Consider the following 14,176-nt stretch of genomic DNA (forward strand, 5'->3'; position numbering starts at 1 on the left):
TTAGTATAAGAGATTGCACAGTAAATTATTAGTTGTATATTTGCAACCTTAAAAATCAATAAATCAATTTGGTATGTATGCAATCGTAGAGATAGCAGGGCAACAATTTAAAGTAAGCAAAGACTTAAAGGTTTATGTTCACCGTTTAGCTAATGAAGAAGGTTCAAAAGTTTCTTTTGACAAAGTTCTTTTATTAGATGATAATGGAAATGTAACTTTAGGCGCCCCAGCTATAGAAGGTGCTTCAGTAGAAGCTAAAGTGTTACAACACTTAAAAGGTGATAAAGTTATCGTTTTCAAAAAGAAAAGAAGAAAAGGATACAAAAAAAGAAATGGTCACAGACAATATCTTACACAAATTGTAATTGAAGGTATTACTGCAGCAGGAGGAACTAAAAAAGCAGCAGCTAAAAAAGCGGTTGTAGCAGAAGAAGCAGCTACTGAAGAAGTAGAAGCTCCTAAAGTGAAAAAAGCAGCAGCTCCAAAAGCAAAAAAAGAAGCTACTAAAGAATAATAACAATATTTAAACTCATACGTCATGGCTCACAAGAAAGGTGTCGGTAGTTCGAAGAATGGTAGAGAATCAGAATCAAAACGTTTAGGCGTTAAGATTTATGGTGGACAAGCTGCTATTGCTGGGAACATCATCGTTAGACAAAGAGGTTCAAAACACAATCCAGGTGAAAATGTTTACATCAGTAAAGATCACACACTACACGCAAGAGTAGCTGGAGTTGTTAAGTTCCAAAAGAAAAGAGATAACAAATCTTATGTTTCTATTATTCCTTTCGAGGCATAATTAACAAGATTTACTTTTTATAAAAAACCCGTTCTGAAAAGATCGGGTTTTTTGTTTTTGTTAGTTAACATAAAGTAACCACAATCTTGTCATCCCGAGGAACGAGGGATCTTCGCAAGCGGCTCTACAAAGATTGGTCTTTGCGAGGAACGAAGCAATCTCACGTGCTAAATCAATTCTGATCATTGTTAGTGCGGTTGCTTCGTTCCTCGCAATGACAAATTGCAAAAAAAAAAACCTTTGTCAAAGTTTTAAACTTTGACAAAGGTCTATAAGATTTATTCTGAGCTGATAAGAATTGGAATTTGGAATTTCTAAATTTGGAATTTATCTTATTCAATATCCTTAGTCTCCTCCAAATCCTCAGTTTTACGTCCTACTTTTACTTTAGGATTATCCTGAGTTCCGGTAACAGTTAACGGAATTCCGAATATTCCCAATGGAGGCAATCCTAAACGCATTTTTAAATTCAGTTTTCCGTCTAAGCTTGTTGTTCCTTCAATTCTTGGTCTAAAGCCCGCAAATTTAAATTTAAAGCGTTCTACGGTCATGATATTATTCTTGATCGTACTTTTGATGTCAACTTTTGAAACATCCGGATTTTTCATCGATTCAGAACTTGTTTGTTTACTTACCGCATTAAACATTTTCAGTCCTCGTACTTTTACATCTTTTACAGAAAGTACTCCACCGCCAACAAGTGAAGGATAAACAGGTTCCATCTTTCCGTTTAATCGCCCTTTTAATTGATAATCTAACGAAACAATTCCCTGTGCTTTTTCGGCAGCGCTTGCCATTTTTCTAAAAACCTCAATTTCGTTGTAGGCTCTTTTAATATCAAAATCTGATGCTTTTATAGCGTAATCAAAATTTGCTTTTTGCGGTGTTACAGCCTGATAATTCGCATTCATAGCAACCTTACATCCAATTAAATCAAATCCTGTGTTCTGCATCGTTAATTTACCTTTGTTCATGGTTAAATGACCCGTTGCATTTTGAAGATTTAATTTGTCGAAATTTACTTTTTGGGCATTGGCCAATAATTGTAAATTCAGATTTGTTGGAATAATTATAACGCCGGTTTGTGCAGCTTCGGTTTTTGTCTCTGGTTTTGGAGCTGAGTTTTTTGTTACAGAAGCGTCTGCTGGCGTATTTGACATAAATTCATCCACATTAATATATCGTGCCGAAACATTAAAAGAACCTTTTAAAACGCCTGTATCTGTTGTGGCATAATTGAAAACATTCTGCAAATAACCATTCATTTTAAAATCAGATTGCCCGTACGCAGCCGTGAAATTATTAAACGACATTTTATCCTGATTGATTTTGAAAATTCCTTCTTTAATAATGAATTTTTTAGGCAGATACTCAGATGCAATACCAATATTTCTTAACTCAAGCGTTCCTTTGTTGTACAATTTGCTGTAGTTTCCTTTTTCGGCATCGCTTTGTTTTCCTTTTAAAACCAAATCTGCTTTTACGAAACCGTCCAGATCCAATCCTTTTTGAGAGAACACTTTGTAGATTCTGTTTACATCTAATTCTCCTTTTGCTTTAATATCGTAAGCTAAATCATTAAAATCACTCAAATCAGCTTCTACAAAAACAGGTTTTCCTTCAAAAGTAAATTGAGCAGGTTTTAGTTTTATTTTTAAATCGTCAAAAGTTCCTTTTTGATTGTCGATTTTAGATTTTATCGTAATATTGGTAATTGGGTTAGGATAATATTTTGTTTTCACATACCCGTTTTCTAAATCAAAAACACCTTTAGTAACAGGGAAAAGTTTGTTTTTTTGATCGAATTTTCCGTTCGCCTGAATATCTCCGGCTAAAGAACCTTTTAATTCAACATCTGGAATTCCAAGCGCTTTTGTTAGTTTGCTAAGATCAATTTTAGCTTTAAAATCGGCATTAATTTCTGGCGTGTTTGCACCTTTTACAAAGAATTTAGATTTTATATAATCCTTATTAATGTTTAAGGATAGGTTTTTAGCATCAACCGTTAAAAGGTCCGGATTTAAAGATGGAACTTTTGTTTTAACTTCAAAATTTAAATTAGAAACCGGAAATGCACTTTTGTTATAATTCACAAATCCGTTGTCGATTTTTACATCCAGGTTTAAATCCGGAGCAATATTTTGCGAAGTAATATAATCTCCTTTTAGAGTAAAAAGTAAAGTCGTATTTCCTTTTAATTCCGTTTTTGAAAGCCATGTAATGTATTTTGGAGGGAAAGCTGTAAAGACATCATACAAATCGCTGTTGTCAGATTTAATTACAAAATCCATATTGTAACCATCTTTTAAAATATCGAATTTTCCTTTAAAATCGACCAAAAGCTGATTGATTTTTAAGTTATTCTGCTGGAAGAAAAAAGATAACGAGTTGATGTTTACTTTGGTAATTAAATCGGCATCAATTTTTTTATTCATTAAATACGGCTCATCTTCATAGATGATATTTAATTTTTCAATTTTTGCTTTTGAAGATAAATCGAAAACCGCTTTGTTCAGATCCCCTTTTCCTAAGTAATTAAATCCTAAAGCATCAAAATGAACTTTTGTAGATTTATCATCATAGATAATTTTACTGTTTAAAATCTCAATTCTTTCCAGTTTTAAAGCAGTATCTGTGCTGTCTTTTTTTTCTGTGGCTTTGGCCTGCGATTTATAAATGTTGTAATTTGCTTCTCCGTTTGGATTAACTTTTACATTGATAAACGAATCTGATAAGTAAATCTGATCAATTTTTACCGATTTACTAAAAATTAAACTAGCTACGTTTATTCCAAAAGAAACCTCTTTTGCTGTAATGAATTTTTCGTTTTTGTATGGCGCTGAACCGTTAAGACTCAAATTGTCTAAGGTTAAAGTCAGTGATGGAAAATGACGAAAAAATGAAACCGAAACATCAGAATAATTCAATTCTGCGCTTAATCTTTCGTTGGCTGTTTTTTTGATCTGTTCTTTAATCTGATCCTCAAAAACGATTGGCGTTAAAAATAATAGTGCTAAAATAACAGCGAAAGTTATCCCTAAATACTTCGCAATTTTGAATACGATTGATCTGGATTTACTTTTTTGCATAGCAATTTGTGGTGTTTAAATAATAGAGTGAAAAAAAGAGCGTAATTTATCCGTGAACGGTTTCTGATTTACCGTAATTGGTAATGATAGAACCTTCATATTCAATCCATTCTTTCCATCGTTTATCGATGTCGATATTGTCCTGGTATTTTCTGGCGAATCCTAAAAAAGTAGTGTAATGTCCGGCTTCAGAAATCATTAAATCGCGATAGAATTTAGCTAATTCTTCGTCTTTTATATTTTCAGAAAGTACTTTAAAACGCTCACAGCTGCGGGCTTCGATCATGGCCGAAAATAATAAACGGTCGCAAAGGGCGTCGCGTCGGCTTCCGTCTTTTTTCATGAATTTAAAAAGCTCATTTACATAATGGTCTTTTCGTTCGCGTCCTAAAGTTAGTCCGCGTTTTTTTATAACATCATGAACCATTTGTAAATGCTCCAGTTCTTCGCGGGCAATTACAAGCATTTCTGTAACTAATTCTTCTAATTCAGAGTTGTAAGTCACAATACTGATTGCGTTTGAGGCTGCTTTTTGTTCGCACCATGCATGATCAGTTAAAATTTCTTCAATATTTGACTCGACGATATTGACCCAGCGAGGGTCTGTAGCTAATTTTAATCCCAACATAATTTCCCAGCATTTAATTCTTGCAAAATTAGTGATTTTTATTACTAAAAGTCAGGAAATGTCGTGCGATTGCGCTGAAAAAAGCATTATTTTGTATGTTAAAATAAATAACGATGAATCAGATAAAAAAACTTCTCATAATTGGGTTTGTCTGGCCTGAGCCAAATTCTTCAGCAGCAGGCGGAAGAATGATGCAGTTAATTTCTATTTTCAAAGAAAATGGATTTGAAATTACATTTGTAAGTGCGGCTCTGGATAGTGATTTTATGGTTGATTTATCTGAATTTGGAGTTACTAAAAAAAGTATCGAACTCAATTCTGCCAGTTTTGATGATTTTATAACTGAATTAAATCCAAATGTAGTTTTGTTTGATCGTTTTATGATCGAAGAGCAATTTGGATGGCGCGTGACTGAAAACTGTCCAAATGCGATCAGAATTTTAGATACCGAAGATTTACATTGTCTTCGAACTGCACGCCAAAAAGCGTTTAAAGAAAATCGAAATTTTGAAATAGTAGATTTATTTTCTGAAGAAGTAGCAAAACGTGAAATCGCCAGTATTTTAAGATGCGATTTGTCTTTGATTATTTCTGAATTTGAAATGAATATCCTTCAAGATGTTTTCAGAATAAATAAAGATTTACTTTTCTACCTTCCTTTTTTGGTTGATAAAATGTCTGAAAATGATCTTTTGAAATTACCTTCATTTGAAGATCGAAAGAATTTTGTTTTCATTGGAAATTTTCTTCACGAACCCAATTGGAACACAGTTCAGTATTTAAAAGAAGCGATTTGGCCTTCGATAAAAAAAGATTTTCCAGAAGCGGTTTTAGAAGTTTATGGCGCTTATCCGTCGCAAAAAGTATTGCAATTGCATCAGCCCAAAAATGGATTTTTTATTATGGGAAGAGCAGAAGATGCAAATGAAGTGGTAAAAAATGCCAGAGTTGTTTTGGCGCCAATTCGTTTTGGAGCCGGTTTAAAAGGAAAATTATTAGAAGCCATGCAATGCGGAACGCCAAGTGTAACCACTTCAATTGGCTCAGAAGCGATGCATGCTAATTTACCCTGGAACGGATTTATTCAAGATGACGCATCTGAATTTGCCAAAAAAGCAATTGAACTTTATCAGAATGAAGATCTTTGGAAACAAGCTCAAAAAAACGGCATTGCCATTATTAATGAATGTTATCAGAAGGATAAATATTCAGATGAATTAGTGTCTTTTGTAAATTCATTATTGATGGATTCCAAAAGTCATCGTCTTCATAATTTTATGGGGAATTTATTGCAGCACCATGCTTATAAAAGCACGATGTATATGTCAAAATGGATTGAAGCGAAAAATAAGTAATCAGTAACAGTTTACAGTAATCAGGAGACTGAGACTGAAAACTGTAATTCTATACTAAGCTTCCATTTTTCCAAAACCTACCGTTTCACGATAAATTTGCGGCGAAACATCGGCGTTTGTTTTAAAAAATCTGCTGAAATAATGTTCGTCGTCATAACCCAGTTCATAAGCGATTTCTTTGACCGTTTTATTGGTCATGTACAATTCTCTTTTGGCTTCAATAATGATTCTCTCGGCAATTAAGTCGGTTAAGGTTTTGTTGAAATAATTCTTGGATAATTTTGCCAATGCTTTAGGCGAAATGTTCAATAAATCAGCATAATTTCCCGCCGAATGTTTGGTTTTGAAGTTGAGTTCAATGGCATCTTTTAAATTTTGAAGAATCACAGGTTCTTTGGAATCCGGAACTGATTTCATTTCTTCTAATTGCTCCGTTTTTAATCGGGAAGCTGTTATCAAAAAGATTTTTAAATACGAAATAAGCAATTCATATTGCGCCAGTTCTGCATTTTGAATTTCAGTTTTCATTTGGTCTAAAACCATTTTAAAAGTCTGAGCTGCTTGTTCTGTAACTTTGGTATAAGGTGGCTGATAAACGTTGTTGAATAAAACGCCGTTGCAGGAAACTTCTTTTTGATGCATATGAATGCAGAAAAAATCAGGATGAAAATGAATTGCAATTCCTTCAATTGGTTCGTTTACGCAAAGCATAAAAGGCTGATAAGGAGAAAAGGCGAGGAGTGAATTTTCTTCAAATTGATGTTCGGCAAAATCGGCTTTTACTTTGCCTTTTCCTTTGGTAACCCAAATTAATGAGAAAAAATTATTTCGCTGTAAATGATCAAAATGGCTGTTGTCATCAAATGGCAACAGTTTAAAGGCTAAATTTCCATTTTGCGGATTAATTAAAGTGAAAACATTCTGACTCATGATTTGTTGTGGTTTTTGGAAATATAAAGATAGTCATGAATTGAATTCACAACTATCTTTATAAATTGTTTTTTGTTTGAATTCTTTTGAAATTATAGGCTTGAAACTTCTGGGAAATCGATTTGTGTATTGGCAGTATTGTTGAAATAGTTTGTTAAAACATTCAATGCTACATGTGCTACAGTTTCTGCAATTTCAGCATCAGAAACTCCTGCGTTTTTAGCTTTATTTACATCTTCATCACTCACTAATCCGTTTTTGCTGATTAATGTTTTGGCCAATTGTAAAATAGATTCTGTTTTAGCATCTGCAGAATTTCCTTTTCTTGCGTCTTGTAAAACTTGTGCGTCTGTTTTTAATAGTTTTCCGCCTATAAAAGTATGAGCTGCTACACAGTAGTCACATGAATTGCTTTCTGAAACTGCTAAGGCAATTAATTCGCCTGTTTTTGCACTTAATTTTCCGTGGCTTAATGCACCGCTAAAGTTTAAATATCCTTCCAAAACTGCTGGTGAATTTCCCATTGTTCTCATCATGTTCGGAACTACGCCTAATTTTGATTGTACTGCGTTGAATAAATCTTTAGTTTTTCCTGTTACTTCGTCTGGGTTTAATGCTGTTAATCGTGTCATTTTATTTAATTTTTTATGTTATTTATTAGTTGTTGTCTTTTGACATTACAAAGGTGCGACGATTACAGATTTTAGAACATGGAGAATTTACGCTATGTGGTGGACAATTTTCCCTGAGGTGTTTTTTGAATAAAAAAATCCCCGATTACATATCGTAATCGGGGATTTTTTTCAGTCTCAGTTTTCAGTCTCAGTAGGCAGTAGCTGAAAACTGCGACTGCGACTGTAAACTAAAAATTATTTTAAAATGCCTTCAACTGCCTGAATAGTTGTTGCATGATAACCAGATTTTGCTTTTTCAAAAATTTGATTTGCCCAAACTTTTCCTTCTGGTGTTTTAACCATTTCTTTGTAAAGCATCATTACAGATCCTGTTCTGCTGATTCCGATTAAAAATTGTTCAATTGCAGGATAAGCAGGTTTGTATTGGTGAATTAGTGCTTGTACAAACCATTGACGCTTGATGATGAAGTTTCCGCCTTTTGTAAAGTTGAATTCATTGTCAATTGCTTCCATTTCTTTTGCTGTGATATCAGCTGGAAGATGATCTATAAAGTGCTGTTTTTCTGCTGTAGTTGTAATTTTTTTGCTTAAATCTGCAACACCAGTTTCTCTCCAGCTTTTTTGAATTTTATCAATAGCATCAAAATCCACTGAACTTACCGGAAGAATATTTGATGGAATTCCCGGTTTGTAAATCCAGTCGTCTAATTTGATTTTATCCGCTAATGCTTTGTCGCCTTTGATAAGGTTTTCGTTTAAATATTTCACGAAATCTTCTGTAGTAATTGATTTGAAAGCATGTGAATCAAAATAATTCTTAATGAACGGATCGAATTTGTCACGTCCAACAGCGTTTTCGATAACTCTTAAAAATGCATATCCTTTTACGTAAGGAATTTGGCTGATTCCGTCGTCAGGATTTCTTCCTGTCAGCGAAACTTTAAGTCTTGTATCAGGACTTGTTTCTCCATATTCTGCTACATTATCAACTAATTCTTTGTTTGTGATAACGTTTTGCATTTCAAATTCTTTCTTTCCAAAGATTGCTTCGCCAATTCGGTGTTCTACATAAGTTGTAAAACCTTCGTTTAACCAAATATCATCCCAGGTTGCATTTGTAACTAAATTTCCGCTCCAGCTGTGGCCTAATTCGTGCGCTAATAAACTAGTTAACGAACGATCTCCAGCAATAACGCCCGGAGTTAAAAATGTTAAGTTTGGATTTTCCATTCCTCCGTAAGGGAAACTTGGAGGTAAAACCAAAACATCGTAACGTCCCCAACGGTATGGACCGTAAAGTTTTTCGGCAGCGACAACCATTTTTCCAAGTTCTGCAAATTCCCAAGCCGATTTTTTCAGCATTGATGGTTCTGCGTAAACTCCTGTTCTGTTATCGATTGCTTGAAATTCAATATCTCCAACTGCAATCGCCATTAAATAAGACGGAATTGCTTTGTCTTGTTTAAAAGTATAAACTCCGATATCATTTTTCTTCTGAGGATTTACAGCGCTCATTACGGCTAATAAATCTTTAGGAATGGTAACTTTTGCATTATAGGTAAAACGAACTCCTGGCGAATCCTGACATGGAATCCATGTTCTTGACCAAACGCTTTCTCCCTGAGAGAAAAGGAAAGGTTTCTTTTTGTCTGCAGTTTGTGCCGGTAAAAGCCATTGTAACGCAACAGCATCTTTAGTTGTACTGTAATAGATGTTTACTTTGGTTGTATTTGGTTCAATGGTAACTTTAAGTGGTTTACCATGAAATTCGACATCTTTTCCCAGTTCAAATTTGGTTTCTTTTTCGTCGTCACCTAAAGTTACTTTGGTAATGTTCAACGTGTTTTCGTCAAAAATAATCTCGTTTCCTTTGCTGATGTTGTCAATTGTCCACGAAGCCTTTCCTGAAATTGTCTGTGTATTAAAATCAACTTTGATGTCAAGATCAAGGTGTTTAACTACAGCAAGTTCTGGTTTAGAATAACTGTGTTCATCAACAACGCTGGTTGGTTTTTCTGTTTGATCTTTTTTCTGGCAGGCTATTGCTGTAAGAAACAAGATTAGAAAGGTTAGTTTTTTCATATTATGAAGTATTGAATTTTGAGGATGAAAATTAAACAAAAAATCCCGTTTTGAATGAACAAAACGGGATTTAATTATAAAATTAACAACTAATTACGCCAGCATTGTAACAGGGCTTTCGATGTATTGTTTTAATGTTTGTAAGAACTGAGCTCCAGTTGCACCGTCAATTGTTCTGTGGTCACAAGCTAATGATAACATCATTGTGTTTCCAACTACGATTTGACCGTTTTTAACTACTGGTTTCTCAACAATTGCACCTACAGAAAGGATTGCAGAGTTTGGCTGGTTGATAATTGAATTGAATTCAGTAATACCAAACATTCCAAGGTTAGATACTGTAAAAGTACTTCCTTCCATTTCTTGTGGTCCCAATTTTTTGTTTTTAGCTCTTCCTGCAAGATCTCTTACAGCAGCGCCAATTTGAGATAAACTCATGGCGTCTGTAAATTTCAATACAGGAACTACTAATCCGTCTTCAACTGCTACAGCTACACCGATATTTACGTGGTGGTTGATGATGATGGCATCTTCTTTCCACTGAGAATTGATTTTTGGGTGTTTTTTCAATGCTAAAGCACAAGCTTTAATTACCATATCGTTGAAAGATACTTTTGTATCAGGAACAGTATTGATTGTTGCTCTTGCGCCCATTGCTTCGTCCATGCTTACTTCGATCACTAAGTTGTAGTGAGGTGCAGTAAATAATGATTCAGCAAGACGTTTTGCAATGATTTTACGCATTTGAGAGTTTTTGATCTCTTCTGTGTAAACTTCTCCGGCAGGAACAAATATTTTTGCAGCAGCAGGAGCAGAAGCTTCTTCTTTAGCGGCTGGTGCTGAAGCAGTAGTTTGTGCTTGTGCAGATGGAGTAAAGTTCTCGATATCGCTTTTTACGATACGTCCGTTTTCTCCAGAACCTTTAACTTGGTTCAATTGAATTCCTTTGTCAGAAGCAATTTTTTTAGCTAAAGGTGAAGCTAAAATTCTTCCTCCGTTAGAATTGTCAGCTACAGCTTCTGGCGCTTTTTCAGCAGCAGGAGCAGCTTTTGTTTCTTCTGCAGCAGGAGCACTTGCAGCGCCTCCGGCAGTATAATTGTCAGCAATTCCAGAAATATCAGTTCCAGCTGGCCCAATGATAGCTAATAAGCTGTCAACTGGAGCAGTGTTTCCTTCTTGAATTCCGATGTATAATAATGTTCCGGCATTGAAAGACTCAAACTCCATAGTAGCTTTGTCTGTTTCAATTTCTGCTAAAATATCACCTTCAGCTACAGTATCACCCACTTTTTTCAACCAAGTTGCTACTGTGCCTTCCGTCATAGTATCGCTCAAACGTGGCATAGTTACTACTACAACACCTTTAGGTAATTCAGCTGCAGCTTTTGCAGGAGCAGCAGTTTCTGTTTTTGCTTCTGCAGCAGGAGCGTCTGCTTTTGGAGCTTCAGCAGCAGGAGCATCACCACCAGCTAAAAGAGCAGAAATATCTTCTCCTTCTTTACCAATGATTGCTAATAATGAATCAACTGGAGCAGTTTCTCCAGCTTGAATTCCAATATGTAAAAGAGTTCCTTCGTTAAAAGATTCGAACTCCATTGTTGCTTTGTCTGTTTCAATTTCAGCTAAGATATCTCCTTCGCTAATTTTGTCGCCTACTTTTTTTAACCAAGTCGCTACCGTTCCTTCCGTCATAGTATCGCTCAAACGAGGCATTGTTACTTTAATCGCCATGATGTTATAGTTTATGAGGTGTAAATGGATAGTCTTCTTGTGCGTATACTACATCGTATAATTGTTGTAGGTCTGGATATGGAGATTCTTCAGCAAATTTCTGACATTCCTCAACCAAGTCTTTCACTCTTTGGTCAATTACTTCAATTTCTTCTTCTGTAGCATATTTTTGATCCAAAATTACATCAAGAACTTGTGTAATCGGGTCAATTTTTTTGTACTCTTCAACCTCTTCTTTAGAACGGTATAATTGTGCATCAGACATTGAGTGTCCTCTGTAACGGTACGTTTTCATTTCAAGGAAAGTTGGTCCGTCTCCGCGACGTGCTCTTTCGATAGCTTCGTGCATTGCTTCGGCAACTTTTACAGGGTTCATTCCATCAACAGGTCCGCAAGGCATTTCATAACCTAAACCTAATTTCCAGATATCAGTGTGGTTTGCAGTTCTTTCTACAGAAGTTCCCATTGCATAACCGTTGTTTTCAACGATAAATACAACTGGTAATTTCCATAACATAGCCATGTTAAAAGCTTCGTGTAAAGAACCTTGTCTCGCAGCTCCGTCACCAAAGTAAGTCATAGTAACTCCGCCAGTATTGAAATACTTATCAGCGAAAGCTAAACCTGCACCAACAGGAATTTGACCCCCAACGATTCCGTGACCTCCGTAAAAACGGTGTTCTTTAGAAAAGATGTGCATTGAACCTCCCATGCCTTTAGAAGTTCCTGTAACTTTTCCTAAAAGTTCTGCCATTACGTTTCTAGGATCAACTCCCATACCAATTGGCTGAACGTGATTTCTGTATGCAGTAATCATTTTGTCTTTAGTCAGGTCCATAGCGTGCAGAGCGCCCGCTAGTACAGCTTCCTGACCATTATATAGGTGTAAAAAACCTCTAACTTTTTGTTGAATGTATAATGCTGCAAGTTTGTCTTCAAACTTTCTCCAAAGCAGCATGTCTTCGTACCACTTTAAATATACCTCTTTTGTAACTTCTTTCATCTGAATTCTTTCTTTTGCTAAAGTTGTTTGTGTTATCAATTGTTGCCTGTAACGCAAAATAGTTTCCTCCCACAAATTTGCGCCCGAAAGGTCGGGATGCAAAAATAAGACATTCCGTTTAAGAACTAAAATTTAAAAGGTCTTTTTTGGCTTTTTTTTACAAGAACTTTTTATCAAACATAAAAGGGAGCAGATTTTTTAGGGATGCCGATTTGTAAACTTCGCCAATTTCGCCCATAAAATAAATTTCTATAGGGGTGTCCTGCTTGATTTCATATTCTGCAATCGACTGACGGCAAGAACCGCACGGCGGAATTGGGGTCTGAGTTTGATTTGTATCTGAAGCGGCAGTAATTGCCATTTTTAAAATTTTAGCTTCGGGATATGCGCTTCCGGCATAAAAAATTGCGGTTCTTTCTGCGCATAATCCTGACGGATATGCGGCGTTTTCCTGATTAGATCCTAAAATTACTTTACCATTATCAAGAAGTAAGGCTGCTCCAACTCTAAATTTTGAATAAGGAGCGTACGCTTTTTTACGAATTTCGATGGCCTGATTCATTAAATCTTGTATGTCCTGCGAAAGCTCATTGATGTTATCGTAAATTGTAAATGACGATGTAATGCTAATTTCTTTCATTGTTTTTATGGGAAAAAAAATCCAAATTCCTAAAAATTTAGAAATTTGGATTGTAATTGTTTTTTATATCGTTTGTTTAATAAACTTCGTATTTGTCGCCAAAGTTAAAAGTTAAAGAGAAACGAAGTGTGTTTTCTAAAGGATTTTTAACTTTTGATGCCGAAAATAAGTACGAAACATCAACTTTTATAATATTGTATTTAAAACCTGCTCCTAAAGAGAAGAATTGTCTTGCACCTTTTTCAGGGCTTTCGTGATAATAACCTAATCGCATTGCAAACGAATCCTGATACATATATTCTGCTGCTGCGCTATATGTTATTTCTTTAACTTCTTCGCTAAAACCTCCCGGAGCATCTCCAAATGATTTGAAAATTCCTTCAACCCAGCCAGTATCTTTGTATTTGTTGTAGCTAATTGCGTTTGCTTCGGTTTGAGAAATATCATCAGGATCTGTGAAATCTCCGTCTCCGTTTGAATCAAAAGGTGTTCCTGGTCCCGGTGGAGTTGGAACTAATAATTTAGTAAATTCAGCACTAACGCTAACTTTATTATAATCATCTAAAATAAAATCAAAACCTCCTCCTAATCTTAAATTAGCGGGTAAAAAGTTTGAACTTAAATCGTCATTGTCGTAGCTAATTTTTGGTCCTAAGTTTTGAACGTTGAAACCTGCTCTCCATCTTCCGTTAAAATCGCTGTATGCAATTTCTTCTGATTGATAAAAACCAGCTACATCTACAGCAAATGAACTTGCAGCTGAAGCATCAACTTCACCAGAAGGGATTTTTAAATTTGATCTGATATATCTACCCGCAACTGCCATCGAGAAAGTCTCGCTCAATTTTAGAGAGTAGGATCCGTCTAATGCAAATTCATTAGGGCTTACTTCTCGGGTAGCTTCATTTGGATCTCCGGTTTCTCTTAGTTCAATTCCTCCAAAACCAAAATAACGAAAACTTGCTCCAAAAGCACTTTTGTCGTTGATTTTGTTGTAATAGGTTAATTGACCCAGCGAAATATCGTTGGCAAGATCCGTTAAATACGGAGTGTAACTTATTGAAAGTCCTTGTGCATCTTCTGCGAAAGCATATTTTGCAGGATTCCATTGTTGTGAAAAAACATCTGAAGAAGTGGCAACTCCCTGATCTGCTAAACCGGCTGCTCTTGCATCGGCTGCGACTAATAAAAAGGGAACTCCGGTTGTAATGGGTTCAATGTTTTGGGCTTTGGCGAAAGAAATTACTAATAAACAAATTAATAAAAGTGATATTTTTCTCATTT

The 14,176-nt window shown here is 35.3% G+C and carries 12 protein-coding genes; 3 read left to right on the forward strand and 9 right to left on the reverse strand.

All coding sequences use genetic code 11. The features are described 5' to 3' along the window. Window positions 1-73: 73 nt before the first annotated feature. Together rplU and rpmA are read left to right on the forward strand one after the other, a co-directional pair. Complete coding sequence (gene rplU / locus J2Y38_RS06725) at window positions 74-514, forward strand: 50S ribosomal protein L21 (RefSeq protein WP_053472561.1); 441 nt, start codon at window positions 74-76, stop codon at window positions 512-514. Window positions 515-538: 24 nt separating this feature from the next. Beyond that, window positions 539-799 (forward strand): 50S ribosomal protein L27, encoded by a 261-nt coding sequence (gene rpmA, locus J2Y38_RS06730; protein ID WP_012023622.1) that lies wholly within the window; start codon window positions 539-541, stop codon window positions 797-799. A gap of 332 nt (window positions 800-1,131) precedes the next feature. On the opposite strand, the gene J2Y38_RS06735 is transcribed toward rpmA, so the two are convergent. Both J2Y38_RS06735 and J2Y38_RS06740 read right to left on the reverse strand, forming a co-directional pair. After that, complete coding sequence (locus tag J2Y38_RS06735; RefSeq protein WP_309840805.1) at window positions 1,132-3,888, reverse strand: AsmA-like C-terminal region-containing protein; 2,757 nt, start codon at window positions 3,886-3,888, stop codon at window positions 1,132-1,134. Between the two features lie 46 nt (window positions 3,889-3,934). After that, window positions 3,935-4,516 carry a tRNA-(ms[2]io[6]A)-hydroxylase gene (locus J2Y38_RS06740; protein WP_053472563.1) on the reverse strand — a complete coding sequence of 194 codons (582 nt, stop codon included), beginning with the start codon at window positions 4,514-4,516 and terminating at the stop codon, window positions 3,935-3,937. 113 nt (window positions 4,517-4,629) lie between these two features. Between J2Y38_RS06740 and J2Y38_RS06745 the strand changes: the two genes are divergently transcribed. Next, a complete protein-coding gene (locus J2Y38_RS06745) occupies window positions 4,630-5,871 on the forward strand; it encodes a glycosyltransferase family 4 protein (RefSeq protein ID WP_309840808.1) in 1,242 nt (413 codons plus the stop codon). A 54-nt stretch (window positions 5,872-5,925) separates the two neighbouring features. Here J2Y38_RS06745 and J2Y38_RS06750 read toward each other — a convergent pair whose 3' ends face one another. From J2Y38_RS06750 to porV, 7 genes are all read right to left on the reverse strand, one after another. Continuing rightward, window positions 5,926-6,801 carry a helix-turn-helix domain-containing protein gene (locus tag J2Y38_RS06750; RefSeq protein WP_309840810.1) on the reverse strand — a complete coding sequence of 292 codons (876 nt, stop codon included), beginning with the start codon at window positions 6,799-6,801 and terminating at the stop codon, window positions 5,926-5,928. 92 nt (window positions 6,802-6,893) lie between these two features. Next, window positions 6,894-7,433, reverse strand: a complete 540-nt coding sequence (locus J2Y38_RS06755) for a carboxymuconolactone decarboxylase family protein (RefSeq protein WP_309840812.1) — start codon at window positions 7,431-7,433, stop codon at window positions 6,894-6,896. Window positions 7,434-7,670: 237 nt separating this feature from the next. Beyond that, window positions 7,671-9,518, reverse strand: coding sequence for a leukotriene A4 hydrolase C-terminal domain-containing protein (locus J2Y38_RS06760; RefSeq protein WP_309840814.1), 1,848 nt, complete (start codon window positions 9,516-9,518; stop codon window positions 7,671-7,673). 93 nt (window positions 9,519-9,611) lie between these two features. Beyond that, the gene (locus J2Y38_RS06765) at window positions 9,612-11,249 is read right to left on the reverse strand and encodes a 2-oxo acid dehydrogenase subunit E2 (RefSeq protein ID WP_309840815.1); all 1,638 of its coding nucleotides are present in this window, start codon (window positions 11,247-11,249) and stop codon (window positions 9,612-9,614) included. Between the two features lie 4 nt (window positions 11,250-11,253). Next, window positions 11,254-12,252, reverse strand: a complete 999-nt coding sequence (pdhA, locus tag J2Y38_RS06770; protein WP_053472631.1) for a pyruvate dehydrogenase (acetyl-transferring) E1 component subunit alpha — start codon at window positions 12,250-12,252, stop codon at window positions 11,254-11,256. Between the two features lie 157 nt (window positions 12,253-12,409). Further along, the gene (gene cdd, locus J2Y38_RS06775; RefSeq protein ID WP_309840816.1) at window positions 12,410-12,892 is read right to left on the reverse strand and encodes a cytidine deaminase; all 483 of its coding nucleotides are present in this window, start codon (window positions 12,890-12,892) and stop codon (window positions 12,410-12,412) included. A gap of 76 nt (window positions 12,893-12,968) precedes the next feature. After that, window positions 12,969-14,174 carry a type IX secretion system outer membrane channel protein PorV gene (porV, locus tag J2Y38_RS06780; protein WP_309840817.1) on the reverse strand — a complete coding sequence of 402 codons (1,206 nt, stop codon included), beginning with the start codon at window positions 14,172-14,174 and terminating at the stop codon, window positions 12,969-12,971. Window positions 14,175-14,176: the final 2 nt, after the last annotated feature.

Source organism: Flavobacterium sp. 2755, from assembly GCF_031455715.1.
In the GTDB taxonomy this organism is placed as follows: Bacteria; Bacteroidota; Bacteroidia; order Flavobacteriales; family Flavobacteriaceae; genus Flavobacterium.